Origin of the sequence: Methylocystis sp. B8 (genome assembly GCF_005771425.1) — a bacterium.
In the GTDB taxonomy this organism is placed as follows: domain Bacteria; phylum Pseudomonadota; class Alphaproteobacteria; order Rhizobiales; family Beijerinckiaceae; genus Methylocystis.
On sequence record NZ_VBTZ01000002.1, the window covers coordinates 168,629 to 192,412 of the forward strand.

The 23,784-nt window shown below is 62.2% G+C and carries 23 protein-coding genes; 12 read left to right on the forward strand and 11 right to left on the reverse strand.

From position 1 onward, the window contains the following. Positions 1-521 precede the first annotated feature (521 nt). Entirely contained in the window at positions 522-1,133 is a 612-nt protein-coding gene (locus FEV16_RS05680) for a L,D-transpeptidase (protein WP_138166670.1), read from the reverse strand. Between the two features lie 278 nt (positions 1,134-1,411). Here FEV16_RS05680 and FEV16_RS05685 point away from each other — a divergent pair, with 278 nt between their 5' ends. After that, complete coding sequence (locus FEV16_RS05685; RefSeq protein ID WP_171015149.1) at positions 1,412-2,314, forward strand: histone deacetylase family protein; 903 nt, start codon at positions 1,412-1,414, stop codon at positions 2,312-2,314. Between the two features lie 83 nt (positions 2,315-2,397). On the opposite strand, the gene ykgO is transcribed toward FEV16_RS05685, so the two are convergent. From ykgO to queC, 3 genes are all read right to left on the reverse strand, one after another. After that, positions 2,398-2,523 carry a type B 50S ribosomal protein L36 gene (gene ykgO / locus FEV16_RS05690; RefSeq protein WP_138166672.1) on the reverse strand — a complete coding sequence of 42 codons (126 nt, stop codon included), beginning with the start codon at positions 2,521-2,523 and terminating at the stop codon, positions 2,398-2,400. Between the two features lie 217 nt (positions 2,524-2,740). Continuing rightward, positions 2,741-4,999 carry a TonB-dependent receptor gene (locus FEV16_RS05695; RefSeq protein WP_138166673.1) on the reverse strand — a complete coding sequence of 753 codons (2,259 nt, stop codon included), beginning with the start codon at positions 4,997-4,999 and terminating at the stop codon, positions 2,741-2,743. A gap of 145 nt (positions 5,000-5,144) precedes the next feature. Further along, a complete protein-coding gene (queC, locus tag FEV16_RS05700; RefSeq protein ID WP_138166674.1) occupies positions 5,145-5,879 on the reverse strand; it encodes a 7-cyano-7-deazaguanine synthase QueC in 735 nt (244 codons plus the stop codon). A gap of 113 nt (positions 5,880-5,992) precedes the next feature. On the opposite strand from queC, the gene FEV16_RS05705 reads away from it, so the two are divergent. The 4 genes from FEV16_RS05705 to FEV16_RS05720 all read left to right on the forward strand — a co-directional run bounded on the left by FEV16_RS05705 (position 5,993) and on the right by FEV16_RS05720 (position 9,519). Then, positions 5,993-6,604: a glutathione S-transferase gene (locus FEV16_RS05705; protein WP_138166675.1), complete on the forward strand. Its 612-nt coding sequence runs from the start codon at positions 5,993-5,995 to the stop codon at positions 6,602-6,604. Then, positions 6,604-7,248, forward strand: coding sequence for a uracil-DNA glycosylase family protein (locus tag FEV16_RS05710; RefSeq protein ID WP_138166676.1), 645 nt, complete (start codon positions 6,604-6,606; stop codon positions 7,246-7,248). The genes FEV16_RS05705 and FEV16_RS05710 overlap by 1 nt, the downstream gene beginning before the upstream one ends. A 167-nt stretch (positions 7,249-7,415) precedes the next feature. Next, entirely contained in the window at positions 7,416-8,213 is a 798-nt protein-coding gene (gene kdsA / locus FEV16_RS05715) for a 3-deoxy-8-phosphooctulonate synthase (RefSeq protein WP_138166860.1), read from the forward strand. Between the two features lie 238 nt (positions 8,214-8,451). Beyond that, complete coding sequence (locus FEV16_RS05720; protein WP_138166677.1) at positions 8,452-9,519, forward strand: HoxN/HupN/NixA family nickel/cobalt transporter; 1,068 nt, start codon at positions 8,452-8,454, stop codon at positions 9,517-9,519. On the opposite strand, the gene queF is transcribed toward FEV16_RS05720, so the two are convergent. Then, a complete protein-coding gene (queF, locus tag FEV16_RS05725) occupies positions 9,516-9,977 on the reverse strand; it encodes a preQ(1) synthase (RefSeq protein ID WP_138166678.1) in 462 nt (153 codons plus the stop codon). The two genes, FEV16_RS05720 and queF, sit on opposite strands and share 4 nt — an antisense overlap. Positions 9,978-10,140: 163 nt before the next feature. Here queF and FEV16_RS05730 point away from each other — a divergent pair, with 163 nt between their 5' ends. Then, complete coding sequence (locus tag FEV16_RS05730) at positions 10,141-10,674, forward strand: DUF892 family protein (protein WP_138166679.1); 534 nt, start codon at positions 10,141-10,143, stop codon at positions 10,672-10,674. A 149-nt stretch (positions 10,675-10,823) separates the two neighbouring features. Here FEV16_RS05730 and FEV16_RS05735 read toward each other — a convergent pair whose 3' ends face one another. Then, the gene (locus FEV16_RS05735; RefSeq protein WP_138166680.1) at positions 10,824-11,609 is read right to left on the reverse strand and encodes a hypothetical protein; all 786 of its coding nucleotides are present in this window, start codon (positions 11,607-11,609) and stop codon (positions 10,824-10,826) included. 237 nt (positions 11,610-11,846) lie between these two features. On the opposite strand from FEV16_RS05735, the gene eno reads away from it, so the two are divergent. Together eno and FEV16_RS05745 are read left to right on the forward strand one after the other, a co-directional pair. Continuing rightward, on the forward strand, positions 11,847-13,130 hold the full coding sequence (gene eno / locus FEV16_RS05740; protein ID WP_138166681.1) for a phosphopyruvate hydratase: 1,284 nt from the start codon (positions 11,847-11,849) through the stop codon (positions 13,128-13,130). 237 nt (positions 13,131-13,367) lie between these two features. Next, positions 13,368-16,076, forward strand: coding sequence for a valine--tRNA ligase (locus tag FEV16_RS05745; protein WP_138166861.1), 2,709 nt, complete (start codon positions 13,368-13,370; stop codon positions 16,074-16,076). Here the strand turns inward: FEV16_RS05745 and FEV16_RS05750 are convergent. Then, positions 16,073-16,771 carry a phosphodiester glycosidase family protein gene (locus tag FEV16_RS05750; RefSeq protein WP_246657206.1) on the reverse strand — a complete coding sequence of 233 codons (699 nt, stop codon included), beginning with the start codon at positions 16,769-16,771 and terminating at the stop codon, positions 16,073-16,075. The two genes, FEV16_RS05745 and FEV16_RS05750, sit on opposite strands and share 4 nt — an antisense overlap. 308 nt (positions 16,772-17,079) lie before the next feature. Between FEV16_RS05750 and ribB the strand changes: the two genes are divergently transcribed. Further along, complete coding sequence (gene ribB / locus FEV16_RS05755) at positions 17,080-18,168, forward strand: 3,4-dihydroxy-2-butanone-4-phosphate synthase (RefSeq protein ID WP_138166682.1); 1,089 nt, start codon at positions 17,080-17,082, stop codon at positions 18,166-18,168. Positions 18,169-18,282: 114 nt separating this feature from the next. Here the strand turns inward: ribB and FEV16_RS05760 are convergent, their stop codons facing one another. Continuing rightward, on the reverse strand, positions 18,283-19,269 hold the full coding sequence (locus FEV16_RS05760; RefSeq protein WP_138166683.1) for a tyrosine recombinase XerC: 987 nt from the start codon (positions 19,267-19,269) through the stop codon (positions 18,283-18,285). A 42-nt stretch (positions 19,270-19,311) separates the two neighbouring features. Further along, complete coding sequence (locus FEV16_RS05765; protein WP_138166684.1) at positions 19,312-19,635, reverse strand: DUF1476 domain-containing protein; 324 nt, start codon at positions 19,633-19,635, stop codon at positions 19,312-19,314. A 320-nt stretch (positions 19,636-19,955) separates the two neighbouring features. On the opposite strand from FEV16_RS05765, the gene purC reads away from it, so the two are divergent. Continuing rightward, on the forward strand, positions 19,956-20,750 hold the full coding sequence (gene purC / locus FEV16_RS05770; protein WP_138166685.1) for a phosphoribosylaminoimidazolesuccinocarboxamide synthase: 795 nt from the start codon (positions 19,956-19,958) through the stop codon (positions 20,748-20,750). Positions 20,751-20,830: 80 nt separating this feature from the next. On the opposite strand, the gene FEV16_RS05775 is transcribed toward purC, so the two are convergent. Next, positions 20,831-21,937, reverse strand: coding sequence for an AI-2E family transporter (locus FEV16_RS05775; RefSeq protein ID WP_138166686.1), 1,107 nt, complete (start codon positions 21,935-21,937; stop codon positions 20,831-20,833). 177 nt (positions 21,938-22,114) lie between these two features. On the opposite strand from FEV16_RS05775, the gene purS reads away from it, so the two are divergent. Both purS and purQ read left to right on the forward strand, forming a co-directional pair. After that, positions 22,115-22,351, forward strand: coding sequence for a phosphoribosylformylglycinamidine synthase subunit PurS (gene purS / locus FEV16_RS05780; RefSeq protein WP_138166687.1), 237 nt, complete (start codon positions 22,115-22,117; stop codon positions 22,349-22,351). Further along, positions 22,351-23,040 (forward strand): phosphoribosylformylglycinamidine synthase subunit PurQ, encoded by a 690-nt coding sequence (gene purQ / locus FEV16_RS05785; protein ID WP_138166688.1) that lies wholly within the window; start codon positions 22,351-22,353, stop codon positions 23,038-23,040. Before purS ends, purQ begins: the two co-directional genes overlap by 1 nt. Before the next feature lie 3 nt (positions 23,041-23,043). Here the strand turns inward: purQ and FEV16_RS05790 are convergent, their stop codons facing one another. After that, complete coding sequence (locus tag FEV16_RS05790; RefSeq protein ID WP_138166689.1) at positions 23,044-23,745, reverse strand: winged helix-turn-helix transcriptional regulator; 702 nt, start codon at positions 23,743-23,745, stop codon at positions 23,044-23,046. Between the last annotated feature and the right edge of the window lie 39 nt (positions 23,746-23,784).

Consider the following 23,784-nt stretch of genomic DNA (forward strand, 5'->3'; position numbering starts at 1 on the left):
CCTTTCGCTCAACCGTTGCCAAAATTTTTGAAAGGCGCGGCGCTCCGCGTCTCCGCTCTTTCGAGCATCGATTTCTGGGCGCGCCGGCCTTTCGCAAAATAAAACGCAGGAGCGGGACGCGCGTTCCATCAAAGTTGAACGGATGCTGAAAATTTATTGGCAAATCGCATAGCCATAGCAGGCGTCAGAGGGATTCGCCTTTGCTGACGCGAGGTAAGCGCCAGCGCCCGCGACCTCCAGCAAAAGAACGCAAACAACCAAGACAAGGCAGCTGATGTTGTTCGTCGGACGCATGATTATTTCCCCCTCTTCCATCGCCCGCATCTTGCGAACCTCGCGACCTTAGGAGTCGCGTCGCCAAGGCGCAGTGCGACGGCGCACCCCCGCGTCAAGCGACTGGGCTTTGCTTTGGTTATGGCGTTAGGGAGTGGCGCCGCGCGCGTAAAATAGCTTCATCAAAACGGATGACGCCCTCTCGCATGAGCGGAGGGCGTCATAAACTTTGCTGAGAGTTCGCGGACTTAGAGCACGACGACTTTCGTGCCGACCTTCACGCGGTTGTAAAGATCGATCGCGTCAATGTCGCGCATGCGAATGCAGCCCGAGGACACGGCCTGTCCGATCTTGTCGGGCTCATTGGTGCCGTGGATGCGATAGAGCGTGTCCTTACCGTTCTGATAGAGGTAAAGGGCGCGCGAGCCTAGCGGATTGTCGGGACCGCCGGGCAGACCGCCCGCGTCCGCCGTAGGCTGCAGATGCGGCCAGCGCTGAAGCATGTCCTTCGGCGGAATCCAGCGCGGCCATTCCTGCATGCCGCCGACATAGGCGCGGCCAGTGAAGGCCATCGCGTCCTGGCCGGTGGCGACGCCATAGCGCACCGCCTTGCCGCCCGGCATGACATAATAGAGGAATTTCGAGCGGTTATCGACGATGATCGAGCCAACGGGTTCGTTGGTCCTGTAATCGACCAGGTAACGTTCGTATTGCGAGCTGACTCCAGCCTTCGGCGCGAGCGCCATGAATTCGGCGTCGCGACCGCTCATCCTCGGATCGGGAAGAGGCGTCCCCGCGACGTTGCAACCCGCGAGAGAGACAGCGAGAAACGCTGCCGCCGTCACATATCTGAAACTCATTTCCGGCACTCCTTTCCGCCGCAAAACAGTTGTTACGATTTTCTTATCATGAACTTTGGGGCTGTGATCACGTCTTCGGAATTATTCCCCCACTGTTGCGCCGGCGCCACGCAAAGCCACGGGGCGCCGCGCTTGAACTTTGCAATTTCTTTTTCATGGACAGACGGCCCCATAGGGCCGAAAATCAGCGCGTTAACTGGCGTAGGGTCGCTCGTCCGGATTGCGTCGCAGCATTGAAAACCCTTTTCGTCACCCATGAGAGCGGGCTCGATCACGAGATGGGTCCCGGCCATCCGGAGCGCCCTGAGCGATTGCGCGCGATCATGCAGGGCCTGGAGCAGGCGCGATTCGCCTCTCTGATTCGCTTGAGCGCGCCTAGGGCGGAGCCGGAAGCTCTGCAGCGCGTCCACCCACAGTCCTATCTCTCGGCCCTTGAGCGCGCCGCGCCACGCGAAGGCTATGCCGCGCTCGACGCCGATACGCTGATGTGTCCCAAGACGCTCGAAGCCGCCTGGCGCGCCGCCGGCGGGGCCGTCGCCGCTGTTGACGAGGTCATGTCGGGTCGAGCCGACAACGCCTTCGTCGCCGTGCGGCCCCCTGGGCACCACGCTGGCGCGCACAATCCGATGGGGTTTTGCTTTTTCAACAATATTGCCGTCGCGGCCCGTCACGCCGAGGCGGCGCATGGGACCGAAAGGGTCGCGATCGTCGATTTCGACGTGCATCATGGCAATGGCACGCAAGAGATTTTTTGGGCCGATGAGACGACGCTGTTCTGCTCGACCCATCAGGCGCCCTTCTACCCCGGCACCGGCGGACGCAACGAGACGGGCGTTCACGACACGATCGTCAACGCGCCGCTCCTCGCGGGTTCGACCGGCGAAGCCTTTAAAGAGGCGCTTGCAGATCGAATCCTGCCGCGCGTGCGCGATTTCGCGCCCGACCTGATCCTGATTTCAGCGGGTTTTGACGCCCATGAGCGCGACCCGCTCGGCGGATTGCGGCTGCGCGAGGCAGATTTTGGCGACGCGACCAAACGGCTGATGGAGATCGCCGACCGGCGCTGCGGCGGCCGAATCGTCTCGATGCTGGAAGGGGGCTATGACGTCGACGCGCTTAGCCGCTCGGTGAACGCCCATGTGCTCGCGCTGATGGGCGTTTCGGGCGACGCCAACACGTAGCGCGGCTGACTTGCGGAAAATCAAAAGGGCCGCGAGCTTACGCTCCGGCCCTCTTTCAACAGTCGCCTCTCGGGCGGAGCAACTCAGCCCTGGCGCGCCTTGTAGCGCCGCTGCACCTTGTTGATCACATAGACCCGGCCCTTGCGGCGCACGATCTGATTGGCGCGATGGCGCGAGCGCAATGTTTTCAAAGAGTTACGGACTTTCATCGGTCTCACCCCGGCAATAGCGATCTGGCCGGGATACGCCCAGCGCCTCGTTGGCCCCGCCTATGCCCTATTTCGCCCCGGCGATCAAGCCGCGCGCGCCCCTTTAACAGGGGCGATCGGTGAAGAATTGTTTTCCTCGTCCTTCGAGACGGCCTCTTTGAGGCCTCCTCAGGATGAGGAAACCCTTCACCCGACTGCCCTGGCCCCCTTTAAGCGCTCAAAAACGCGCATTCACAAAGAGCCGCAGATTCGCTCCCGGCAGCAGCACCTCGTCCTTCCTGAAAGAAACGCTGTTGCGGATGTCGTCGTTGAGGAGGTTGTCGCCGACAAGTCCCAGGGCAAGTTCGCGGCCGCGCGGGTCGCCCGGATCGAACAGCATGCGGTAGCTGATTTCGGCCCTCAGCAAATTATAGCCCTTCGTCGGCGTTTCATTGCTCGGGTCGATATTCCGCTGCGCGAAGGCGTGCAGAAGGTTGACGCGCGCGAACCAGCTTATGTCCCGCCAAAACACACCGCCGCCGAGCCGAACGGGCGGGATGCGGGGGACGTTGCCGCCGCCGACGAATGTCGCGCGCACCACGTCGAACTGCTGCTCCACGCCGAAAACACCGTCCAGCAGCGGCGCGACGTCGAGCTGGCTCTGAAACTCGGCGCCGCGAAAGAGCGCATTGCGCTGCGCATAGAACGCCTGGCGCAGATCGCCGGCGCCGTCGAAGGCGCAGCTCGCAAAATCGGCCTCGCAGACCGCGCCGGTGAGATTGCGGAAGATGAAGCCGTCGAAGCGCATGAGATAGGCGGTCGCTTCAAAGCGGAACGGGCCCAAGGGACGGCGCAGACCGATTTCGATCGTCTTCGCCGCTTCGATTCCGAGATTTGGATTGCCGATATCGAACGTTCCCGTCGCCTCATGGGCGCCGCGCGAAAAGAGCTCCGGAGCGCGCGGCGCGCGTTCGACATATTGCGCGGTGAGGCTGGCGACGACGCCCTCCGGCAGGTCCTGCAGAAAACCAAAGGCTGCGCTCTTAGGCGTGAAATTGCGCACACGCGCGATCTGCAGCGCCGGATCAATCAAGAGTTCGGGAAAGGCGCCGGAGACGGTCGCATGTTCGATGCGCCCGGCAAGCTGCGTTCTCGACGTGTCGGTCAATCTAAATTCATTGAACCAATAGCCGGCGACGCTTCGCGTGCGATTAGGGTCGAACAGCCCGCCCTCGCGCCCCGGCGAGGTTAGAATTTGGTGCATCCCCTGAACGCCGAAGGCGCTGGTCAGAATGGCGAAGGACAGGTCAACGGGGCGAAGCTGCGTTTCGACGCGCGCCTCGAGGTCCTTGTTGGTGAAAGTCTGTTGAACGCCGTCGAAGCCTCCCTCATTGGCGAGTTCGTGGTGCTTGTAGTCGGTCAGCCCCGCCCAGAAACGGACCGCTTCGATATAGGCCGACTGCGGACGGAACTCGCCCTTGCTCGTCGCGCGCGTCTGGCGAAGCTCGATGCGCGTATTGGCCTGCGTCGGCTCGATGCCGGGAATGTGATAGCGGGAGTTGAATTGCGTCACCGCGAAACCGACAAATCCGCCGTCGAAGAAATAGGAGGCGCCTGCTGAACCGCCGGCCGAGCGCATCGACGAATTGGGCTGGCGTCCGAAAACGGGAGGCGGCGGGTCCGGCGGATAAAGATAAGGATAGCCGGGAATGCGGTAGTCGCTGCCGCGCCGGCCGTGCACATCCATGTGGACAGCGACATTGCCGCGGCCGGCGTCGAGCAAAGTCGCGTTTTCCAACCCGTTGTCGACGGTCATCACCGCGCCGCGCGTCTCGACGATCGCGCAGCCCTCCGTCTCGGCCGTGGGGATGAACGCGAGACGGCAGGGCAAGGCCGTCGGAATACGATTATTTTCGACATTGACGACGCCGCCGATCGCTTGCGACCCCCAGCGCAGCGTGGCGGGGCCGCGCACCACCTCGACCTGGCTCGCAGCGACGGGGTCGATCGGAACGGCGTGGTCTTCGCCAAGTTCCGAAACGCCGCTGTTGCTGACGCCATTTTCCTGGATTCGCACGCGGTAGTTGTCGAGGCCGCGGACGATGGGACGGCTCGCCGCCCCGGGCGCGAAGGTCGATCCGGTGACGCCCGGTTTGGCGAAGAGCACGTCGCCGAGCGTCGCGCCCGGCGAGCGCCGCAGCTCCTCATTGGTGACGACCGTCACCGTCGCGAATTGATCGGCGACGATGGGGAGGACGCCCTGCGGCGCCACGGCCGTTTCGCGCGGCTCGGGTCCACTCGGGCGCGCGACGCTGCGGCTGCGCCCGCCGGGCGCGTGGGGGGACTGCGGGGCGGCGGCAGTCTTGCCGCCCGCGATCGGACTCACGGCGCCGACTTCGATCGTCGGCAACGCCTGCTGAGCCACAGCGCTCGCGCTGATGAAAAGCGCCACCGCTGCGCCGCCGACTGCCACGCGGGTGAAAACGCTCTTCCTCATGGCCGCCGGTCTCCGTGATAATGTTATAACATAACATATCCGAAGCTAGCGGAAGCCCGTCAATAAGCAGAAGGGTCGAAATGCGCAGATCGCCGCCCGCTGTGGCCTGCGCGCCACATCGGGAAAGGTCAGAGACGGACGCGTCTCAGGCGGTCACGCGGCTCTGTCCGGCGCGATATTTCTCCCAGCCCGCCGCGCGCAGCTTGCAAGCTGGGCAGTCGCCACAGCCATAGCCCCAGTCGAAGCGCCGGCCTCTCTCGCCGAGATAGCAGGTGTGGGTTTCTTCGACGATGAGCCGCACCAACGGCTCACCCCCGAGCGATTCCGCCAGTCTCCAGGTCTCCGCCTTGTCGATCCACATCAGCGGCGTATGGATGTTGATAGCCCGATCCATGCCGAGACTGAGCGCCTGCGCCATGGCGCGGATCGTCTGGTCGCGGCAGTCGGGATAGCCCGAATAGTCGGTCTCGCACATGCCGCCGACAAGATTGGCGATCCCGCGACGATAGGCGAGCGCCGCGGCGAAGGTCAGAAACAACAGGTTGCGCCCGGGAACGAAAGTGTTGGGGAGCCCATCGGCGGCGAAAGCGATCTCGGCGTCGCGGGTCAGCGCGGTCTCAGAAATCGCGCCGAGCGCTTCGATCGAAATCGTGCGATCTTCGCCAAGCCGCTTCGCCCAGAGCGGCGAGAGCCACGCAAGCCCGTCGCGCAAGGCGGCGCGGCGCGAGAGTTCGACGCGATGGCGCTGGCCATAGTCGAATCCGACCGTCTCGACGCGATCGAAGCGCGACAGCGCCCAGGCGAGACAGGTCGTGGAATCCTGCCCGCCGGAAAACAGCACGAGCGCGGCGGGCGATTGGGTCTTAAGGTCGTTCGTCATCGCGCCTAACTTAAATCATCGCTCTAAAACTGCGAGCCTTCGCCGTGAGCGCATTTTAAGAACGGCGCGCTCGCCGATCACGACGAATTCCCCTATTCGGAGCAAAGACCAGGATGTTGCTTTACAACACGCCGCTCGCGCCAAATCCCAGACGCGTCCGAATCTTCCTCGCTGAGAAGAACGTCACGATTCCCATACGCGACGTCGACCTGATGGCGCATGAGCACAAGCAGGAACCCTACGCGGCTGTTAATGCGTTCGAAGAAGTTCCGGCGCTCGTTCTCGATGATGGCGCGACGCTCACCGAATCCGTCGCCATCTGCCGCTACATCGAATCTCTTTATCCTGAGCCGGCGCTATTTGGCCGGAACGCTCGCGAACAGGCCTTCGTCGAGATGTGGCAGCGTCGGGTCGAATTCCGCCTGTTCATTCCGGTCGGGCTCGCGTTTCGTCACAGCCATCCGGCGCTGGCGCGGCTTGAGTCGCCGCAGCGGCCGGAATTCGCCGAACTGCAGCGGCCGCGCGCGCAACAGATGATGCGTTTTCTCGATCGCGAACTCGCCTCGCGACGCTTCATCGCCTCCGATGACTTCACCATCGCCGACATTACGGCCATCGTCGCGATGGATCTGACAAAGCTCGCGCGGGTCGATATTCCCGATGATCTGCCGCATCTTTCCAGCTGGCGCGCGGAAGTCTCAGCGCGCCCGAGCGTCGTTCCCTGATGGCGCGATCAGCATCTGGTAAGAAACTTGAGGAGATCACGGCGCGCATTCGCGCCTGCCGCTTCTGTGTGGAAACGCCCGAGGGCGCGAAACTGCCGCATGAGCCGCGGCCGGTGTTGCGCGTCTCGCCCACCGCGCGGCTCTTGCTCGCGAGCCAGGCGCCCGGCAATCTCGTCAATCAGACTGGAATTCCTTTCAACGACCCTTCCGGCAATCGGCTGCGCGACTGGATGGGCGTCGACCGCGAGACCTTCTACGACGCTTCCCGCATCGCCATCGCGCCAATGGGCTTCTGCTTTCCTGGAAACGACGCCGCAGGCGGCGACCTGCCGCCGCGTCCCGAGTGCCGCGCCCGCTGGCACGATTCATTATTCGCGGCGCTGCCGCAGATCGAGACCGTCATCGCGATCGGACGCTATGCGCAGGACTATCATTTCGCGCGCCTTGGCCACGCATTGCCGAAAGGCGCGGGCGTCTCGGAAATCGTCACGCGCTGGCGAGAGTTCCAGAACGCCACGCCGCTGATCTTTCCCCTGCCCCATCCGTCCTGGCGCAATACCGGTTGGCTGAAGCGCAATCCTTGGTTTGAAGCCGAGGTCCTGCCGGCGCTGCGCGCAGAAGTCGCGCGTCTCGTCAAAACGTGAGACAAGGCCGCGTGACAAGAGTTCTTATCGGAGATGGCGCGCGCCCAGATCACGCTGCATTTGGGCGAAATCGCCCAAATGCAGATAACGTGATCGATTCCAAAAGTTCAGAGCGCGCTTTACGCGAAAAACCGGTTCCCACTTTTTCGCAGCGCGCTCTAGTCGAGATCGGCGACGATCTGCCCTTGACGCTGATCGCCGGTCCTTGCGCGCTCGAAAATGCGGACATGGCGCTGGAGATTGCGGGAGAGCTGGCCCGGCTCGGCGAGCGACTGAAGATCGGCGTCGTCTTCAAGGCCTCTTTCGATAAGGCGAACCGCACGAGCGGCGACACAGCGCGCGGCGTCGGCCTCGACGCCGCTCTGCCAATCTTTGCGCAAATCAAGGAAAGAACCGGCCTGCCGCTGACGACGGATGTGCATGAAGCATGGCAATGCGCGCGCGTCGCCGAGGTCGTCGACCTTTTGCAGATCCCCGCCTTTCTCTGCCGCCAGACCGATCTCATCGTCGCTGCGGCGAAAACCGGCCGCCCCGTCAACATTAAGAAGGGGCAGTTTCTCGCGCCCTGGGACATGGTCCATGCCGTCAAGAAGGCGCGCGACTCTGGCGCCGCCGGCGTGCTCGTCACCGAGCGCGGAACGAGCTTCGGATACAATGCGCTCGTCGCCGACATGCGCGCGCTGCCGATCCTGAAAGAGACCACAGGCGCCCCTGTCGTCTTCGACGCGACGCATGCCGTGCAGCAGCCGGGCGGACAAGGGGCGTCTTCAGGCGGCGAGCGGCGTTTCGTTGCGACGCTCGCCCGCGCGGCGGTCGCTATCGGCGTCGCAGGGCTTTTCGTCGAGACACATCCTGATCCGGACGCGGCGATCTCGGACCGGGCGACGCAAGTTCCGCTCGGCGAGCTTGGGGCGCTGGTCGAAGAGCTCATCGGCTTCGATAGGTTGGCGAAGGCGCGCGGCTGACGCGGAATGGCGCCGGTCAATTCGCCGGAATTGTCATTCCCGACGTGCCGAAGGCCTGATCGGGAATCCAGATTTACAACGCCAGACAAAGGATTTGCTCTGGACATCCACACTGCAAGCTAAAGCGGAACACCTCGCGACAGTGCGGCGCGGCCCCATCTCACCCTTGGCCACTAGTATGAACTTTCCTAATTAAGCGATTACGGTTAATATTTATATTGCTCAGCCGGGCGGGATCATGGCGCTCAACCCTTTCGACGACCGAAGAGAGAACGTCAGCGCCAAGGCCGCGACGACCTTTGTTTTCATCATTGCGGCCAATGCCTTCGCCTGGACATGGGCCTGGACGGCCTTCGCCGATCGTCCAGGTCTGATGGGAGCCGCCGTTCTGGCTTTCATGTTCGGTCTCCGGCACGCCTTCGACGCTGATCACATCGCCGCCATCGACAATGTCGTTCGTAAGTTGATGCAGGACGGCAAGACGCCCTATTCGGTCGGATTTTTCTTCTCGCTTGGCCACTCCACTTTTGTCGCGCTCGCTTCCGTCGCGATGGTCGCCACAGCCGTGGCCGTGCAAGGCCAGGATGAGTTCAAAGCGCTAAGCGGCGCCATCGGCACGATCGTCTCCGCGATGTTTCTGATTGGCATCGGCCTCGCGAATTTGCTCCTGCTCAGAGGCATATGGTCTGCTTACAACCGCGCCCGACGTGGCGAGCCGGTGCTCGATGAAGACTTCGATCATCTGCTCAACGGTCGGGGCTTATTGGCGCGGGTCTTCCGGCCTCTGTTTCGCTTCGTCTCGCGGTCATGGCACATGTACGTCGTCGGTTTTCTGTTCGGCCTGGGCTTCGATACCGCGACTGAAATTGGCCTACTTGGAATTTCCGCAGAGCAGGCCGTGCAAGGCATGTCATTCTCGACGTTGCTGGTGTTTCCCGCCCTGTTCACCGCCGGCATGTCTCTGATGGACACGACGGACAGCGTCGTGATGACCGGCGCCTATGGTTGGGCCTTCGACGATCCGTTGAAGAAGCTTTGGTACAATTTGATCATGACCGCGATGTCCGTGGTCGTCGCGATCTTTGTTGGCGGGATGGAAGCGCTCGGTCTCATCGCAGACAAGCTCGGCTTCGAAGGCGGCCTTTGGCGCCTCGTTCAGCGTCTGAATGACAATCTCGCTGATTTCGGCATAGCGATCGCCGGAATTCTGATCGCCAGCTGGCTCGTTTCCCTGCTCGTCTATCGAGCCAAGGGGCCGATAGAGGTCTATCCAAGCGCAGTCCGGGCCTATCCGCCCCGGCGTTAGCCTCGTCCGCGATAGGGCGGCACGCCCTGGTCCGGCAGCCACAACCCCTCCGGCGGCGCCCCGGTTTGCCAAAACACATCGATCGGAATGCCGCCGCGCGGATACCAATAGCCGCCGATGCGCAGCCATTTCGGCGACATCGCCCCGACGAGATCGCGCGCGATCCGAAGCGTGCAGTCCTCGTGAAAGGCGCCGTGGTTTCTATAGCTCCCGAGATAAAGCTTCAAAGCCTTCGCCTCGACCAGCCATTCGGCGGGCACGTAATCGATGACGATATGGGCGAAATCCGGCTGTCCCGTCACCGGGCAAAGCGACGTGAACTCCGGCGCGGTAAAACGCACGAGATAAGTCGTATCCTTGTGCGGGTTTTGCACCAGGTCGAGTTCCGCCTCGTCCGGCGAAGCCGGCAACGCGGCCTTTCGGCCGAGCAGCGCGGCGCCCTTATGTATCTTGGCCATGCGCGTAACAATCGCGACTTTCGTCTTTCGTCAAGCGAATGGCGACATTGATCCGTTTCGCCCGCGCGACATTTATCCGTTTCTTCAAAGCGTCGCCGCCTCCTCTTTCTTACGCTTAACCTTGAACTGCGGCGGCGTAGCCCGCCGAGCACAGGAGCAGGACATGACGAAGAAGGACACGGCGAAAAAGAACGATAGAAGCGCGCTGGAAAGGCTCTTTCTCCACGCCCTGAAGGACATGTATTTCGCCGAAGGCGCCATTCACAAAGCTTTCGTCGACGTGGCCCGAAGCGCAAAGCTCCCGAGCCTGCAGGCGGCGCTGACCGCGCATTGTGAAGAAACCAGGGATCAAACCGAACGACTCGAAAAAGTCTTCGAGATTTTCGAAGCAAAGCCGAAAGCAATTTCCTGCGAAGCGATCAAGGGAATATTGGAGGAAAGCTCCAACGTCCTGGATCAGTTCGGCGACACCGAAGCCGCCGACGCGGCGGCGATCTTCTGCTGTCAGGCGATCAAGCATTACGAGATCACCCGCTACGGCACGCTGCGCGAATGGGCGCGCGAGCTTGGGCGGATGGAAGCCGCACGCATCTTGTCGGAACTGCTCGATCAAGAATACGCCGCAGACCAGATGCTGACCAAGATCGCCGAGGATCGCGCCAACAAGGTCGCCGAGGGAAAGATCGCCGCGGAGTGACGCGTTCGGGGGAAGAACCGACAAGGCTCGCGAGCGTTAGAGCAGGTTCCGAAAAAGTTGACAGACTTTTTCGATGAGAACCTGCTCCAACGTTTTGATTTTGAGCGATTCCTTATCGATCACATGATTCCATGTGATCGGGGAGCGCTCTAAGGATCCCGTTCGTCGGGGCATTCGCCGGCGCGCAAGGTGATCGGATGCGCCGACATCCAGCCCGAGAGAAAGCGGTTCTCCGGGCTCTCCAGCGCCTTGAGCATCTCGACGCGCACAATCTCAAGCCATTTCTCGCGCCTGTCCGGCGTGTTCATCTCCGCTGGCACGCCGAGGTCGATGGCCTTCACCGCGAACTGATAAGGCATGGTGCTCCAGAAGGCGACGCCGCCTCGGTCGAGCATTCCAGACACATCCTTCTCCGGAATATGCGCGATCGGCTCCTGCTCTGCGATCGGCACGGCGCCCGGCATGCCGCTCTTCGGCGCGACGATGGCGACGCCGTTGCGATAGAAGCGATTCTGCTTAACGCCCTTCACAGTCGCGATCAGATCGCCGCCGACGACGAAGGCGCTCCCCGTGCCGCCGAGCGCGCATTTTAGCACCTGATCGAAACAACGCGCGGCGGCGCTGGCCATATGCGCGCTGCAGCCGGTTTCGACCCAGCGCGCCAGTATTTCCGGCGGGACGTCGAGCACATAGGCGAGGCCCGGCATGTCTTCGCGCTGATATTCGCATCTTTGAACAAGTTTCGCCGGCCAGCCGAGAAAATCTTCCTGCGCCGGCGCGCAATTGCCTCGTACCGGCGATTTTTCCAAAAACGCTTTGGCGGCGGCGACATGCTCGGGCGACTGAGCAGGCGCGCTGGTGGCGCAAAGGCCTAAGCAAAGACTCAGAGCGGCGGCGGCGACAATGTGCGCGAATGGCCTGTCGATGAGGGACATCCGAACCTCCCCTCCTGCCGCGCATAGCGGCGAATGCCCGCTCTATTGATCAAGCTCAAGGATAGGTTGGGGCTCTTATCAGTCAATTGAATTGTCGGCTGCGCCATCGCCGCGGCGCAGCATAGTCGCCTCAAAACCTGAGACTGGCGCAGAAGCTTTTTGCGGCTGAGGCTTTTCCGAAAGGCGCAATCGGTCTAAGAAGTCGCGCCCGCCCGCGCCGCACCATAGAGGCCTTAAATGACCGAGATCGTCGACATCCACGCCCGCGAAATTCTCGATTCCCGCGGAAATCCTACTGTCGAGGTCGAAGTTACGCTGGAGGACGGCTCCTCGGGCCGCGCGGCCGTTCCCTCGGGCGCCTCGACCGGCGCGCATGAGGCGGTGGAAAAGCGCGACGGCGATAAGGCGCGCTATCTCGGCAAGGGCGTGCTGGCGGCGGTCGACAATGTCAATGACGAGATCGCGGGCGCGCTCCTCGGCTTCGAGGCCGAGGATCAAGTCGCCATCGACGAGGCGATGATCAAGCTCGACGGCACGCCGAACAAGGCGCGGCTCGGCGCCAACGCCATTCTCGGCGTGTCGCTCGCCGCCGCCAAGGCGGCGGCCGAGGCGACGGCGCTGCCGCTCTATCGCTACGTTGGCGGCGTTCAGGCGCGGGTTCTGCCGACGCCGATGATGAACATCGTCAACGGCGGCGTGCACGCGGACAATCCGATCGACTTCCAGGAATTCATGATCATGCCGACCGGCGCGCCGAATGTGCGCGACGCCATCCGCTGGGGCGCGGAGATTTTCCACACGCTGAAAGCGGCGCTGAAGAAAGCTGGCCTCAGCACGTCGGTTGGCGATGAAGGCGGCTTCGCGCCCAATCTTCCTTCCGCCGAAGCGGCGCTCGACTTCATCATGAAGGCGATCGAAACGGCGGGCTTCAAGCCGGGCGTCGACGTGCATCTCGCCTCCGACTGCGCCGCGACGGAGTTCTTCAAGGACGGCAAATATGTCTACGAAGGCGAGGGCGTGACGCGCTCGATCGACGAGCAGGTCGCCTATCTCGCCAAGCTCGCCGGCGCCTATCCGATCGTGTCGATCGAGGACGGCATGGCCGAGGACGATTGGGAGGGCTGGAAGAAGCTCACCGACGTTCTAGGCAAGAAGATTCAGCTCGTCGGCGACGATATTTTCGTCACCAATGTCGTGCGCCTCAATGAAGGCATCAAGAAAGGCGTCGCCAATTCGCTGCTCGTCAAGGTCAATCAGATCGGCACGCTGACCGAGACGCTCGCGTCGGTCGAGACCGCGCATCGCGCCGGCTACACCACCGTATTTTCGCACCGCTCCGGCGAGACCGAGGATTCGACCATCGCCGATCTCGTCGTCGCGACGAACAGCGGCCAGATCAAGACCGGCTCGCTCGCCCGCTCCGACCGCATCGCCAAATACAATCAGCTTATCCGCATCGAGGAGGAGCTCGGCGACGCGGCGATCTACGCCGGCAAGAGCGCGCTCAAGGCGCTGGCGTAGAACCGCAACAGCTGCGCCTCGCATACTTATTTGAATCGTGACGTTCGAATCCCTCCCCCTTTGCGGGGAGGGTGGCGAGCAAAGCTCGCCGGGTGGGGGAAATCCGTAGATCTCGCCGACTTCGACGGACACGATCTCTTTGCGTTATAGAACCCCACCCGGCCCGGCTTCGCCGGCCCGCCCTCCCCGTAAGGGGGAGGGATTAACGCCCATCCTGCCTTCGCTCGCCCCATGACCATGGAAAAAACCTTCGATCCCGCCGCAATTGAATCGCGCATCCGCGACGCGTGGGAAGAGGCGCAGGCCTTTCGCGCCGGACGGCCCGAGCGCGCGCAGGCCAAGCCCTATTCAATCGTCATTCCGCCGCCGAACGTCACCGGCAGCCTGCATATGGGCCATGCGCTCAACAATACGCTGCAGGACATTCTCGTTCGCTATCGCCGCATGAAGGGCGACGACGCGCTCTGGCAGCCGGGCACCGATCACGCCGGCATCGCAACGCAAATGGTCGTCGAGCGCCAGCTGATGGAGCGCCAGGAGCATCGCCGAAAGCTCGGGCGCGAGAAATTCGTCGAGCGCGTTTGGGAATGGAAAGCGGAATCCGGCGGCAAGATCGTCGAGCAATTGAAACGGCTCGGCGCCAGTTGCGACTGGTCGCGCGAGCGCTTCACGCTGGATGAAGGCCTGTCGCGCGCTGTCGTTAAAGTCTTCGTGCAGCTCTATCGCGACGGACTGCTCTATAAGGACAAGCGCCTGGTCAATTGGGACCCCGCGCTGCACACCGCGATTTCTGACCTCGAAGTGCAGCAGGTCGAAGTGAAAGGCCATTTGTGGCGCTTCAAATATCCGATCGTCGACGACGCAGGCGAGGAGACGGGGGACTATATCATCGTCGCCACGACTCGCCCCGAGACGATGCTGGGCGACACCGCCGTCGCCGTGCATCCGGAAGACGAGCGCTATAAGGCGCTTGTCGGCAAGCGCGTGCGTCTGCCATTGGTCGGCAGGCTTATCCCGATTGTCGCCGACGACTATTCCGATCCAGAAAAAGGCACGGGCGCGGTGAAAATCACGCCCGCGCATGACTTCAACGATTTCGAGGTCGGCAAGCGGCATGGGCTACGTGTTGTGAATGTGCTCGACGCACAAGCACAAATGACGCTAGCCACTAACAGTGATTTTCACGAAGGCGTAACGCCCTCGAAAGAGCTTGCGGCAGTGGTTACGGCTCTCAATGGCCTTGACCGTTTCGCCGCGCGCAAGCGCGTCGTCGAAATGATGGAAGAGCGCGAGTTCCTCGAGGGCGTCGACGACCACAAACATATGGTCCCGCACGGTGACCGGTCGGGCGCGGTGCTCGAGCCACGCCTCACCGACCAGTGGTATGTCGACGCCAAGACTCTCGCGCAGCCGGCGCTCGCGGCCGTGCGCGAAGGCAAGACGACATTCGTGCCGAAGAATTGGGAGAAAACCTATTTCGAATGGCTAGAAAATATCCAACCCTGGTGCGTGTCGCGTCAGCTCTGGTGGGGCCATCGAATCCCCGCCTGGTACGACGAAGACAGCAATGTTTATGTCGAAGAGAGCGAAGAAGAAGCGCTTAAAGCCGCGCGCGCCAAACTCGGCGACGGCGTGACGCTTACACGTGACGAAGACGTTCTCGACACCTGGTTTTCCTCGGCGCTCTGGCCTTTCTCAACGCTCGGCTGGCCGGAGCAGACGCCGGAGCTTGCGCGCTACTATCCGACGAACGCGCTCGTCACCGGCTTCGACATCATCTTTTTCTGGGTCGCCCGCATGATGATGATGGGCCTTTATTTCATGGGCGAGGTTCCCTTCCGCGACGTCTATATCCACGCGCTCGTCCGCGACGAGAAGGGCGCGAAGATGAGTAAGTCGAAGGGCAATGTCATCGACCCGCTTCATCTCATCGATGACTATGGCGCCGACGCCTTGCGCTTCACGCTTGCGGCGATGGCGGCGCAGGGCCGTGACATCAAGCTCTCGACCCAGCGCGTCGAAGGCTATCGCAATTTCGCGACGAAGCTCTGGAACGCCTCGCGCTTTGCAGAACTTAACGGCTGCGCGCGCGTCGCAAATTACGATCCGCGCGCCAATAAAATCACGCTCAATCGCTGGATCGTCGGCGAAGCGGCGCGCACGACGGCGGAGGTGAGCGCGGCGATCGAGGCCTATCGCTTCAATGACGCCGCGAATGCCGTCTATCGCTTTGTCTGGAGCGTCTTCTGCGACTGGTATGTGGAGCTCGCGAAGCCGCTGCTGCAAGGCGCGGACGGCAAGGAAAAGGACGAAACGCGCGCGACGGTCGCCTTCGTTCTCGACCAGATCTACGCCCTGCTGCATCCCTTCATGCCTTTCCTCACCGAGGAGCTGTGGGCGATCAAGGGCGCTGACGGACCAAAGCGCGACACAATGCTGGCGCTCGCCGCCTGGCCGTCGCTCGAAGGACTCGAAGACGCCGAAGCCGAAAGCGAAATCGGCTGGGTCGTCGACCTTATTTCTGAAGTGCGCTCGCTGCGCGCCGAGATGAATCTGACGAACGAGACCGAGCTGCTGCTGATCGGCGCCGATGACGCGCTCAAGGCGCGCGCGACGCGCTGGGACGAAACGATCCGTAAGCTCGCCCGCCTCTCGCGCCTCGGTTTTGCAGAGGCCGCGCCGAAATCCTCGGCGCAACTTCTCGTGCGCGGCGGCGTCGCCGCCATGCCGCTCGAAGGCGTGATCGACCTTAGCGCCGAAAAGGCGCGGCTTGCGAAAGAGATCGGCAAGCTCGAAGGCGAACTAAAGAAGCTTGACGCCAAGCTCGCCAATGAGGGCTTCCTCGCCAAGGCCGACGAAGAGGTGATCGAAGAGCACCGCGACCGACGCGAAGAAACAGCGGCGCGCATCGAAAAGCTCAACGCTGCGCTCACGCGGCTGAGCTAGCGATTCGTCTTCTCGACGACGCCGACGATCGGCCCCATGGCGGGCATGAAGCGGTCATGGCGCGACAGCGACGGCGCATAGAGTCCGGAAGCCGAGCCGCCGTCGAGAAAGAGCGCATCTCGACAATGCAGGCGGTCGCGAAAGAGCCGCGCGAACTCAAAAAACGTTACCGGCCGGTTGGAGATCGCGAAGCGCACGATATGGCCGTCCTGGACGCAGACTCCATTGCGAAACTTTTCCGACATGCCGTCTTCATGGATACGCGGATGAACGCGCCCCCCAATGACGAGCATTGGTCCTGACTGCGTTGCGAAATCGACGCGTTGATGGCTCTTCAGAATGCGCGCCGTCTCGGTGACGCCGGCCCGTCCGCCCTCGATCCAGAAAACGCCGTTCGGCTTCATGTGAAAATTGCCAGGGCCGGCATGCGTATTCGCGGGATTGAGCAGCCGGCCGTTCTCGATAAAGAGGCCGACCGGCGTGCGATCTTCCGCATACATGCCGGCGTTCATCGCGAAGACGAGCGTCTTGCCCTTGCTGGCGAGTTCATTCGCCAAGCGAGAGAAGTCGCCATAGGTCTCGCCTTTCTCATCGCGCAGAAAAAGCCGAATGTCGCTCTTGCGCGCGTCGAAATCGCAAACTGTATAGGCGGCGCCTCCCTCTTGGACTTCGGCGCAAGGGTTTTCGCTTGCGATCGCGGGCGGCGCAAAGAACGCCAGCGCGGCCGTCGCCAGCGTCCTCAGGAAGCTTGAGATCGCGCGCTTCTTCTTCAATCCCGCTTCATACAACGGAGCCTCCTTTCCGCTATCATGTCATTGCGAGGAGCGTAGCGACGAAGCAATCCAGAAGTCATAGAGCGCATTCTGGATTGCTTCGCCTTCGGCTCGCAATGACGGGTAATACGGCCGTGCGGGAATGACGTGCGAAGACCCGTTTGAAACGGCGTCTCGGCAAGGCTAGATAGGTTAAGCAGGCGCCGCAAGGGCGCGTCCCGGAGATCTCTTTGTCCCATTCCATCACCGAAGCCATCGAGGCCGTCGCGCGAGGCGAGATCGTCGTCGTCACCGATGACGACGACCGCGAAAACGAGGGCGATCTCGTCATCGCAGCGTCGCTCTGCACGCCCGAGAAAATGGCCTTCATCATCCGCCACACGAGCGGAATCGTCTGCGCGCCGCTGACCTTCGAAGAGGCGCGCCGCCTCCATCTCGCGCCGATGGTCGCCGAAAACGACGCGCCGCTCGCGACGGCCTTCACCGTCTCCGTCGACGCGCGCCACGGGCTCACCACCGGCATTTCCGCCGAGCAACGCTGCAATACGGTGCGTGCGCTCGCCAATGGCAATATGGGCGCGAATGATTTCGTGCGGCCGGGCCATGTGTTCCCCTTAATCGCCAAGGACGGCGGGGTGCTGATGCGCTCCGGACATACGGAAGCGGCGGTGGATTTGTGCAGACTCGCCGGCCTGCCGCCCGTCGGCGTCATTTGCGAACTCGCCAATGACGACGGCACAGTGATGACTGGCGGGCAGATCGAGCAATTCGCCAGCGCGCATAATCTCAAACTCGTGTCGGTTTCGGATCTCATCGCGTTCCGGCAGGCGCGCGAAAAGCTCGTCGAACGCGTCGCAACCTTTCCCGTCGCCACGGAGGCCGGAGAGATGATCGGCCACGCCTATGTGACGCCTTTCGACAGCGTGCAGCATTTCGCCTTCGTGCTCGGCGCGATCGGCGACGGACGCGACGTGCCGACGCGCCTGCACCGCGCCGACATCATCTCCGACGTGATGTGCGGCGCGCCGACCATTAAGAAGACTCTGGCCCGCTTCGCCCGCGAAGGACGCGGCGTGCTCGTTTATCTCCGCGACGGCGCCGCCGGCGTGCCGGCAAATATCGTGGGACGCCAAGAGGACCAGGAAAAGGCCGAGGAGACGCGCAAGCGACAATGGCTCGATGTCGGTCTCGGCGCGCAAATCTTGAAGGATCTTGGAGTTTCGTCGATTCGCCTGCGCTCTTCATCCTCGCGCCCGCGCGCCTTCGTCGGTCTCTCCGGCTTCGGAATCGAGATCACGGCGGTGGAGCCGGTGGAGTGAACGGCTTAACTCACAATCCCAACGGCCGTCATGCCCGCGCTTGTCGCGGGCATCCACGTCGGAAATCCTGATCTGGATGGCCGGGACAAGCCCGGCCATGACGCGCTCTTTGCCTCACTTCGCGCGCGGATGCGCCGACTTATAGGCGTCGAGGAGCCGCGCCTTGTCGACGGCCGTATAAATCTGCGTCGTCGAGACCGAGGCGTGGCCGAGCAATTCCTGAATCGTACGCAAATCGCCGCCGCGGCCGAGGAGATGCGTCGCGAAGGAATGGCGCAGCGCATGCGGCGTCGCGCTGTCGGGCAGGCCGAGCGCCCCGCGCAGGCGCTGCACGGCGAGCTGGACGATCCGCGGCGACAGCGGCCCGCCCCGCGCGCCGACAAAAAGCGGACCGCCGGTAAGGTCATATGGACATATGGCGAGATAGGCTTCGATCGCCGCGCGGACCGGCGCGATGACCGGAACGGTCCGGCTCTTGCCGCCCTTCCCCAGGATCGTCACGCGGTCAATGGCGCTCACGGGCGCGTCGGCGCGCGCAATCGACAGCGCCTCGGAAATTCGCAGTCCCGCGCCGTAGAGCAGCGCCAGCACCGCGGCGTCGCGGGCGATGACCCAGGGCTCGCGCGCCTCGCCGGCCCGCTGCTCGGGGTCGACGATATCGCGCGCGTCCGTGACTGTGAGCGCTTTTGGCAGGCTATGCGGGCGCTTGGGCGCACGAACGGCGCCAAAGACGTCGGTGCGGGCGAGGCCCTTTTTTTCGAGAAATCGGAGAAAATTGCGCACGGCGGCGAGCGCCCGCAGCAGCGAGCGGCTCTCCAATCCATCGCGTCGACGCTTGGCGAGATAGGCCCGTAGGTCCGCCGGCTGGAGAGATTTCAGCTGAGCGGAATTCACCCGCTCCCCAAAATGATCGGTCAGAAAGGAGAGAAACGCGGCGAGGTCCCGGCCATAGGCTTCGACCGTATGCCGAGAAGCGCGCCGCTCGCCGGCGAGATAGCGCAGCCATAAGGCCGCTTCTTCGGCGACAGGCGGCGCAGCCGAAAAATGGGAAGCTTCCGGGAGCGGTTTCTGTCGCGGCGTTCTCAGGGACGAATCGCGCATGGCGCGACCATCGTCCAAGAAAATGAACAAACGCCCTAGCGGCTACTCGCCCGCCTTGATCTCCGCCTTCGCCTTGGCCAGCATTTCGTCCATGGTGCGGCGGATCTGGTGCTCGGACTGGTTCACCCCAGCCGCCTCGAAATCCTTCTTGACCTGAGCCACGACCCGCTCATTGGCGTCGGCGGCGACTTCCGCCGCGACGAGGGATTCGGCGTAGGCCTGCGCCTCGGCGCCGGTCTTGCCGAGCTTTTCAGCCGCCCAAAGGCCAAGCAGCTTGTTGCGGCGCGCCTCGGCGCGAAACTGCAGCTCTTCTTCATGGACAAAGCGTTTTTCGAAGGATTCTTCACGCTGGTCGAAAGTGCTCATGTCCATCCTCGGCCGGATTGTTCTTTAAGAGTGAGGGCTCGGCGGTCTGCCGTATCGGCGACGGCCCGATATAGGCGTATTCGCGCGCAAAGCCAATGGCGGAAAGCGCTGTCGTCGCCGCAGGCAAAAGCACGAATTTTAGGCGCGTTGTATCGCCTTTCCCTTTGCGATAGAGTGTGATGTCGGCTTGTCACTGGCCGCCAAAGACGCTAGGACCGCCGATATTCGCGGCCAGGGCGCGCGCCCGCCGCCGCTCCCTGAGGGCCGCGCCGCAAGGCCGGCATGCGTACACCCACTTCGGAGGAGCGACGACCCGCCACATGGACTTCCTCAAGCCCCGGTTGATCCCAATGAACCGCCGACGCCGCATCTACGAGGGCAAGGCCAAGGTCCTCTATGAGGGCCCGGAGCCCGGCACTTTGATTCAGCACTTCAAAGACGACGCTACGGCCTTCAATGCGAAGAAGCACGAGGTGATCGACGGCAAGGGCGTGCTCAACAACCGGATCTCCGAATATATCTTCCAGCATTTGAACAGCATCGGCGTGCCGACCCACTTCATCCGCCGGTTGAACATGCGCGAGCAGCTGATACGCGAGGTGGAGATCATCCCGCTCGAAGTGGTCGTGCGCAATGTCGCGGCCGGCTCGCTCTCCAAGCGCCTCGGCATGGAAGAAGGCACGCAGCTGCCCCGCTCGATCATCGAGTTCTATTATAAGAACGACGCGCTCGATGACCCGATGGTGTCGGAGGAGCATATCACCGCCTTTGGTTGGGCGACTCCGCAGGAGATCGACGACGTCATGGCGCTCGCCATCCGCGTCAACGACTTCCTCTCTGGACTGTTCCTCGGCGTCGGCATTCGTCTCGTTGACTTCAAGATGGAATGCGGAAGGCTCTGGGAAGGCGACATGATGCGAATCGTCGTCGCCGACGAGATTTCGCCCGACAGCTGCCGGCTGTGGGACATGAAGTCGAACGACAAGCTCGACAAGGACCGCTTCCGTCGCGATCTGGGCGGACTCGTCGAGGCCTACACAGAGGTCGCACGCCGCCTCGGCATCATGCAGGAAAACGAGACGATCCGCACCGGCGCGCCGAAGCTGGTGCAGTAGCCGGCGCGCCGCGGCGACGCATAATTTTAAGCGCGACCTCGCCTATGTCCGCCGCAGGGCGCTACGCCCCGGCGGCGGTTTCATAGCCACCAACGTTTCTTCGGCTGAAGAGCTGGCGCATCGACGCTCGCCTGCGCCTCGCCAAACGGTCCCTCGATCCCCTGCGCGATTATAAATCGCACGACCACACCGATCGTGGCCGCCAAGGGCACGGCGATGAGAAGTCCGATAAAGCCGAACAAATAGCCAAAGGCGGCGATGGCGAACATGACCGAGAGCGGGTTGAGCTTCACGCGCGCGCCGACGAGATGGGGAGTTAATGCGTTATCATTTACTAATTGTCCGATTATGAAAATGCCCACTATGAAGGGAATCGAGTTCCAGCTTGGCCAAAACTGAAGAAGCGCCACGCTAATCGACAACACCAAGCCGGTAAGCACGCCCAAATAAGGAATAAAACTGATTAGCCCCGAGACGATGCCGATCAGATACGCATGATTGAGGCCCGTAAAGCTGAGCGCTACGGCATAATACAAAGCGAGAATGAGGCAAATGAGCCCTTGGCCGCGCAGGAAAACGCCGATCGTCTCATTGATCTCGCGCGCCAAGCTCCGCACGGTCTCCCGGTGCGTCACGGGAATCATCTTGTCGAGCGCCGTGATGATTTGGTCCCAATCGACAAGTAAATAGAAAGTGACGATCGGCGCGACGACGAGCAAGGAGAAGATCGACGCCAATGCGCCGCCATCCGACCATAGCTTGCGCAAGAGGTTGGCGCTCAAATTGGCGCCGAGGGTCGTCAGTTCTCCAGTCGACTGCCGCGCTTCGCTTAGCCCCTCGCTGATGATCTTGCGCATCCATGGCCGGCCCGGATCTGTCGCCAAGGCTTGCAGTTGCGTGAGATAGCCGGGGACCTTTTCGACGAAAAGCGCGATCTCCTCGCCGAGGATTGGGGTGAGAACGACGATCAAGGCGATGATGGCGGCATAGAAAAGGCTGATGATTCCGAGCGCCGCCACGCCCCGGGCCAATCCGAGGCGCTCTAATCGGGTGACGAGCGGGTCGAGCAAATAAGCCAAAGCGATCCCAACCAAAAAGGGCGTCAAGATCTCGCGTAACAGGAAGATCGTTCCGGCGGCGATCACGGCCGTCGCGATCCAAACAATCGATGAACGTTGGAAATTCATGGCTCGATCTTATCCCCATTACGTTAACGGGCAATGCTGGGCCCGAACGCGTTCCGACGGAACGCCGGATCCATCTTGGCCGAGGCCGATGGCGGTCTGGTGAATATCGGCGTAAATGAGATTGCGTGTTTGCGCGCCTCCCACTAACAGTTTCCCATTCACCAGGGACCTCAGCCGATGAAAGCCCGCGTCGTCGTCACTCTCAAGTCCGGCATCCTCGATCCGCAAGGCAAAGCGATCGAGGGCGCGCTGAAGTCGCTTGGCGTCGAAGGCGTCGCGAGCGTGCGGCAAGGCAAGGTGTTCGACGTGGAGTTCGCCGGCGGGGATGCGAACGCGGCTAAAGCTCAATTGCAAACGGCTTGCGAAAAGCTGCTCGCCAACACCGTGATCGAAAACTATCGCATCGAACTGTGATGAAAACAGCCGTCGTCGTTTTCCCCGGCTCCAATCGCGAAGGCGATATGGCGCGCGCGCTGAAACAGGCGACTGGGCGCGAGCCGACGATGCTCTGGCACGCCGACCATGAATTGCCAGCGGGGACCGATCTCGTCGTTCTGCCCGGCGGCTTTTCCTACGGCGACTATCTGCGCTGCGGCGCCATCGCCGGGCGCGCGGCGATTATGGACGCGGTGCGCGCCCATGCCACGCGCGGCGGACTTGTGCTCGGCGTCTGCAACGGCTTCCAGATTCTTTGCGAAAGCGGCCTTCTGCCTGGCGTGCTTATGCGCAACGCGAATTTGCGTTTCGTCTGTCGGATGCAGCACCTCAAGGTTGAACGCAACGACACTGCTTTCACGCGACATTACGCCAGGGGCCAGACGATCGAAGTCTGCATTGCGCATGGCGAGGGCAATTACGAAGCCGATGACGCGACGATTGAGCGGCTTGAAGGCGAAGGACTCGTCGCCTTCCGTTACTGCGATTCCGCCGGCAATGTCGGCGGCGACGCCAATCCCAATGGCTCGCGCAACGACATCGCCGGAATCTATTCCGAAAAGCGCAATGTGCTCGGCCTGATGCCGCATCCCGAAAATCTCATCGACCCGCTTGTAGGCGGAACCGATGGGCGTGCGCTTTTCGAGAGCCTCGCGAGCGCGGCCTGACCATTAGGCCTTCTCAGGCAATGGAAAGAGACCAGTGAAACGTTCCGCCAGCCGGCGGTCGCCTTCAACCGCAAGAGCCTTCTTCGCTATGAGCGCCTTCAGGGGGGCCCCGCCATAGACGGCGGCGGCGATCGCCGTCGCCTTTCCGGCGAAGACGACGTCGGCGCCGTCCAACGCCTGCCGCGCGGCGTCGCATTTGCCGCCATGGATGCGCACAAGAAACGTCTCGTCGCCGATGCGAAAGCCGATGCGCGCGTTCAATCCCTTGGCGCGACGCGCGTCGAACATCGTCTTGAACGATAATATCAGCGACGCAGCGCTCAGAGGCAGCGTCGGGTCGTGCAAAGGCGAACGCGCCGCCCAGCGACCGAGCACGCCTAAGACCGACTCGATCTCATAGCCCCAGGGCGTCAGTTCATAGACATGACTCGCCGCCGGCGGCGGCAGCTTACGCCGTTTCAGCGCGCCTATTTCCTCGAGCCGCTCCAACCGCTGCGTCAGCACATTGGCGCTGATTCCTGGAAGATCGGCGCGCAGGTCGCTGAATCTTTTCGGGCCGAACATCAGTTCGCGCATCACCAGCAGCGCCCAGCGTTCGCCAATCAGATCAAGCGCATGGGCGGCGGCGCAGGCGTCGTCATAGCTGCGCACGGAAAGGATACTCTTCTCCGCAAGCCTCTTTTTAGTTATTTTTTCTAACCTCATTGTTGCATTTTATAACTTATGCGGTAGGTTTGGCAACGA

Excerpts from the sequence above, each read along its gene's own strand:
- FEV16_RS05695 (WP_138166673.1), bottom strand. The coding sequence starts at position 4,999 with ATGAGGAAGAGCGTTTTCACCCGCGTGGCAGTCGGCGGCGCAGCGGTG.
- FEV16_RS05720 (WP_138166677.1), top strand. The coding sequence starts at position 8,452 with ATGGCGCTCAACCCTTTCGACGACCGAAGAGAGAACGTCAGCGCCAAG.
- purQ (WP_138166688.1), top strand. The coding sequence starts at position 22,351 with ATGAAAACAGCCGTCGTCGTTTTCCCCGGCTCCAATCGCGAAGGCGAT.
- FEV16_RS05775 (WP_138166686.1), bottom strand. The coding sequence starts at position 21,937 with ATGAATTTCCAACGTTCATCGATTGTTTGGATCGCGACGGCCGTGATC.
- FEV16_RS05760 (WP_138166683.1), bottom strand. The coding sequence starts at position 19,269 with ATGCGCGATTCGTCCCTGAGAACGCCGCGACAGAAACCGCTCCCGGAA.
- FEV16_RS05685 (WP_171015149.1), top strand. The coding sequence starts at position 1,412 with ATGGGTCCCGGCCATCCGGAGCGCCCTGAGCGATTGCGCGCGATCATG.
- queF (WP_138166678.1), bottom strand. The coding sequence starts at position 9,977 with ATGGCCAAGATACATAAGGGCGCCGCGCTGCTCGGCCGAAAGGCCGCG.
- FEV16_RS05790 (WP_138166689.1), bottom strand. The coding sequence starts at position 23,745 with ATGAGGTTAGAAAAAATAACTAAAAAGAGGCTTGCGGAGAAGAGTATC.
- queC (WP_138166674.1), bottom strand. The coding sequence starts at position 5,879 with ATGACGAACGACCTTAAGACCCAATCGCCCGCCGCGCTCGTGCTGTTT.
- FEV16_RS05710 (WP_138166676.1), top strand. The coding sequence starts at position 6,604 with ATGGCGCGATCAGCATCTGGTAAGAAACTTGAGGAGATCACGGCGCGC.
- FEV16_RS05705 (WP_138166675.1), top strand. The coding sequence starts at position 5,993 with ATGTTGCTTTACAACACGCCGCTCGCGCCAAATCCCAGACGCGTCCGA.
- purS (WP_138166687.1), top strand. The coding sequence starts at position 22,115 with ATGAAAGCCCGCGTCGTCGTCACTCTCAAGTCCGGCATCCTCGATCCG.
- ykgO (WP_138166672.1), bottom strand. The coding sequence starts at position 2,523 with ATGAAAGTCCGTAACTCTTTGAAAACATTGCGCTCGCGCCATCGCGCC.
- FEV16_RS05735 (WP_138166680.1), bottom strand. The coding sequence starts at position 11,609 with ATGTCCCTCATCGACAGGCCATTCGCGCACATTGTCGCCGCCGCCGCT.
- purC (WP_138166685.1), top strand. The coding sequence starts at position 19,956 with ATGGACTTCCTCAAGCCCCGGTTGATCCCAATGAACCGCCGACGCCGC.
- FEV16_RS05745 (WP_138166861.1), top strand. The coding sequence starts at position 13,368 with ATGGAAAAAACCTTCGATCCCGCCGCAATTGAATCGCGCATCCGCGAC.
- eno (WP_138166681.1), top strand. The coding sequence starts at position 11,847 with ATGACCGAGATCGTCGACATCCACGCCCGCGAAATTCTCGATTCCCGC.
- FEV16_RS05765 (WP_138166684.1), bottom strand. The coding sequence starts at position 19,635 with ATGAGCACTTTCGACCAGCGTGAAGAATCCTTCGAAAAACGCTTTGTC.
- FEV16_RS05680 (WP_138166670.1), bottom strand. The coding sequence starts at position 1,133 with ATGAGTTTCAGATATGTGACGGCGGCAGCGTTTCTCGCTGTCTCTCTC.
- FEV16_RS05730 (WP_138166679.1), top strand. The coding sequence starts at position 10,141 with ATGACGAAGAAGGACACGGCGAAAAAGAACGATAGAAGCGCGCTGGAA.